The 3,754-nt window shown below is 64.9% G+C and carries 3 protein-coding genes; 2 read left to right on the top strand and 1 reads right to left on the bottom strand.

What is annotated here, in order from left to right:
• The coding region (locus H0W38_RS18695; RefSeq protein ID WP_292456948.1) for an AsnC family transcriptional regulator at positions 1-352 on the bottom strand (352 nt) is incomplete at its 3' end.
• A 159-nt stretch (positions 353-511) separates the two neighbouring features.
• Here H0W38_RS18695 and glmS point away from each other — a divergent pair.
• Both glmS and H0W38_RS18685 read left to right on the top strand, forming a co-directional pair.
• Complete coding sequence (gene glmS, locus H0W38_RS18690; protein WP_292456946.1) at positions 512-2,392, top strand: glutamine--fructose-6-phosphate transaminase (isomerizing); 1,881 nt, start codon at positions 512-514, stop codon at positions 2,390-2,392.
• 706 nt (positions 2,393-3,098) lie between these two features.
• Complete coding sequence (locus tag H0W38_RS18685; RefSeq protein ID WP_292456943.1) at positions 3,099-3,647, top strand: phospholipase D family protein; 549 nt, start codon at positions 3,099-3,101, stop codon at positions 3,645-3,647.
• The last annotated feature ends 107 nt before the right edge of the window (positions 3,648-3,754 follow it).

The following is a 3,754-nucleotide window of genomic DNA, read 5'->3' as shown; positions in this document are numbered from 1 at the left end:
CCGCCACGACCAGCATGAAGTCGGGCCCGGGCGATACGCGCCAGCACTGCTGCACGGCCGTGTCGGCCAGGGCGCGCACCTCGAAAGCGTCGAGCTTTTCTGCGGCCTGCACGTCGAGCGTGACTTCTAGCAGCGCCTGCAGTACCGGCACGCCGGCGTCGGCGAGCCGCTGCGGTGACAGGAGTGCGACCACGCGTTCGATGAACCCCAGTGAGCGCAAGCGGCTCACGCGTCGGTGCGCGGTGGCCGGCGAGACCTTCACTGCTTCGGCCAGCGCCAGGTTCGACAGAGATGCGTCGCGCTGCAGTTGAACGAGCAGGCGTATATCGAGACTGTCCAGGCCGTTGATCATTGAGACGAATAATTAACGAAAGCCACATTCATGAAAGAAGAATCCATGACTGTTCATTCGGGACGTATTGTTTCATTACGACAAGTTTAGTGGAAGCTCATTCCGAGACTAGTTCCCTAGCATCCGGCTTTGTCAGAACTGCAAATTGGGAAACGAACCATGTGTGGAATCGTAGGCGCGGTCGGGGCGCGCAACATCGTCGGGGTGCTGGTCGAGGGACTCCGGCGTCTGGAGTACCGCGGCTATGACTCCTGCGGCGTGGCCGTGTACCAGCACGGGGCGCTCAGGCGAAGCCGCAGCACTGCGCGCGTCGCCGAACTCGATGCCCAGGTGCGGGCCGACAACGTGGAAGGGACGACCGGCATCGCGCACACCCGCTGGGCGACGCACGGCGCACCGGCGCTGCACAACGCCCATCCGCACTTCTCTACCGGGCCCTCGAGCGGCGCCGGCGCCCTGGCCGATGCCCAGCGCCCGGGCCGCATCGCCCTCGTGCACAACGGGATCATCGAGAACCACGACGAACTGCGCGCCGAACTGCAGGCGCGCGGCTACGTGTTCACGAGCCAGACCGACACCGAGGTCATCGCCCATCTCGTCGATTCGCTCTACGAGGCCGACTTGTTCGAGGCCGTGCAGCAGGCCACCCTGCGTCTGCGCGGCGCCTATGCCATCGCGGTGTTTTGCCGCGACGAGCCGCAGCGCGTGGTGGGCGCGCGCGAAGGTTCGCCGCTGGTGTTGGGCATCGGCACGCAGGGCGGCGAGATGTTCCTTGCCTCCGATGCGATGGCACTGGCCGGCGTGACCGACCAGATCGTCTACCTGGAAGAGGGCGACGTGGTCGATCTGCAGCCCGGCCGCCACTGGATCGTCGCGCGTGACGCCACGGGCCGCCACAAAAGGGTCGAGCGTGAGGTGCGCACCGTGCTCGCCCATACTGGCGCGGCCGAGCTCGGTCCGTATCGGCACTACATGCAAAAGGAAATCTTCGAGCAGCCGCGTGCGATCGGCGACACGCTCGAAGGCGTGCAGGGCATCGTGCCCGAGCTGTTCGGAGCCAAGGCGGCCGCGGTGTTCGACGCCATCGATTCCGTGCTGATCCTGGCGTGCGGCACCAGCTATTACGCCGGCTGCACCGCCAAGTACTGGCTCGAGGGCATCGCGAAGATCCCGACCAGCGTCGAGGTGGCCAGCGAGTACCGTTACCGCAGCAGCGTGCCGAACCCGCGCACCCTGGTCGTGACCATCACGCAAAGCGGCGAGACCGCCGACACGCTGGCCGCGCTCAAGCACGCCCGCGGCCTGGGCATGCGGCACACGCTCACGGTGTGCAACGTGGCCACCAGCGCGATGGTGCGCGAATGCGAGCTTGCCTACCTCACCCGCGCCGGCGTCGAGATCGGCGTGGCGTCCACCAAGGCCTTCACCACCCAGCTCGCCGGCCTGTTCCTGCTCACGCTCACGCTGGCAAAGCTGCGCGGCCACCTCGATGCCGAGGCCGAGGCGGCGCACCTCAAGGCGCTGCGCCACCTGCCCGCAGCGCTGCAGGCGGTGCTCGCGCTGGAGCCGCAGGTCATTGCCTGGAGCCAGGAGTTCGCGCGCAAGGAGAACGCACTTTTCCTGGGCCGCGGCCTGCACTATCCGGTGGCGCTGGAAGGCGCGCTCAAGCTCAAGGAGATCAGCTACATCCACGCCGAGGCCTACCCGGCCGGCGAGCTCAAGCACGGGCCGCTCGCGCTGGTGACCGCCGCGATGCCGGTGGTCACCGTGGCGCCCAACGACACGTTGCTGGAAAAACTCAAGAGCAACCTGCAGGAAGTGCGCGCGCGCGGCGGCGAGCTGTTCGTGTTCGCCGACGCCGACACCCGCATCGAGAGCAGCGAGGGCGTGCACGTGATCCGCATGCCCGAACATTACGGCGCGCTCTCGCCGCTGCTGCACGTGGTGCCGCTGCAGCTGCTGGCGTATCACACGGCGTGCGCGCGCGGGACGGATGTGGACAAGCCGCGCAACCTGGCGAAGAGCGTGACGGTGGAGTGAGGGGCTCGAACGGCGCGGTTGTTGTTCAGCGGGAATAAAGTCTGTCGGAGCGCAATAAAGTCGGTCTAGACTCGATCGAGCTGTTACAGGTTCACCCGTAGCGTCGAACTTGACGAGAACAGGCCTTAGCCAACCCGTCAAAGGCTTCCACGGTCGGTCACGGCCTTCTGCTGACTTTCGACCTCACTGGCCGAACGACTGGATCAGACTGACTGGTCTGCAACATTCGGCTTTGGTCGACGAATGCCGGCGGCGGCCCGAAGCGGTCAACGGGAGCTTCGAGGGGGAGCCGACCGGCCTACCAATGGAACCGGTCGTTGACGGTTCTCGGTCCCGACGGAGGGTCGCCTTGCGCCGAACGCTCGCTCATGGTCGCGCCGAATCGGGGCTGCCGGCCCACATCGGTCATCCGCAGCGAAGCTGACCGTATCGCAGGGCGGTGAAGGTCACCCGGACTGCTTCACGCCAACCTGCTGGTCGAGTGCTTGGCGAGCCGCGCGTCCAGCGGCCCCTTCCCCTGCCGGCGGCGTCCACGTAGAAGGCGAGCATGGCCATCCGCCCACGCCTTGCATGCCAACTCGCACACAGACGACCAGCCGATGCGAGCTCGGCCACAGCTTCCGTTTGGCAAGATGCGTGGTGAGGTAGCGTTGCTCGCGCCAGGTTGGCGTGCAAGCTGCCACAACAACCACGGGACACGATTCGAATGGCGAAGTTTCTGAACACGAGCGGCACCAACTACTTCCTCGAGGAGTTGATCAAGGACGCTCAGGACCGCCTCATCCTCATCAGCCCCTACCTCAAGCTGAACGACCGGATGAAGGAGCTTCTTTCCGACAAGAATCGCCTGAAGATCGACGTGCGCATCGTCTACGGCAAGAGCGAGCTGCAGCCGCAGGAGATCGAGTGGCTGCGAGGGCTCACTTTCATCCGCACCAGCTTCTGCCGCAACCTGCACGCAAAGTGCTACATGAACGAGGAGCTGTGCATCGTGACCAGCCTGAACCTCTACGAGTTCAGCCAGGTTAACAACAACGAAATGGGCATCCTCGTTCGACGCTCCGAAGACGCTGAGTTGTACAAGGATGTCGCCGAAGAAGCACAGCGAATCATTCGCATCAGCGACGAGGTGCGCATCTCGCTCGAACGGGTGTCGACTGAGCCTGAGGCCAAGCCTTCATCGGAGGGCAAAGCAGAGCGCGACGAGCCGACCGCCGACAAGCTTGCGTCATCGAAGCTAGTGCAGTGCGCGTGATGTTCTAGAACTTATTCGTGCCGGCATACTCCAATCGCCCAGGAGGCTGGAGCGATGCGGGTTGCCAAGACGATTGAGCTGGACGAGCACACCGAGCGGGAACTGCG

The organism is Methylibium sp. (assembly GCF_013817365.1).
Classification (GTDB): Bacteria; Pseudomonadota; Gammaproteobacteria; order Burkholderiales; family Burkholderiaceae_C; genus Methylibium.
Note: the sequence above shows the minus strand (reverse complement) of the source record. Positions and strands in the feature narration are given on the sequence as shown.

Coding starts and splice junctions, on each gene's coding strand:
- H0W38_RS18685 (WP_292456943.1), top strand. CDS start 3,099: ATGGCGAAGTTTCTGAACACGAGCGGCACCAACTACTTCCTCGAGGAG.
- glmS (WP_292456946.1), top strand. CDS start 512: ATGTGTGGAATCGTAGGCGCGGTCGGGGCGCGCAACATCGTCGGGGTG.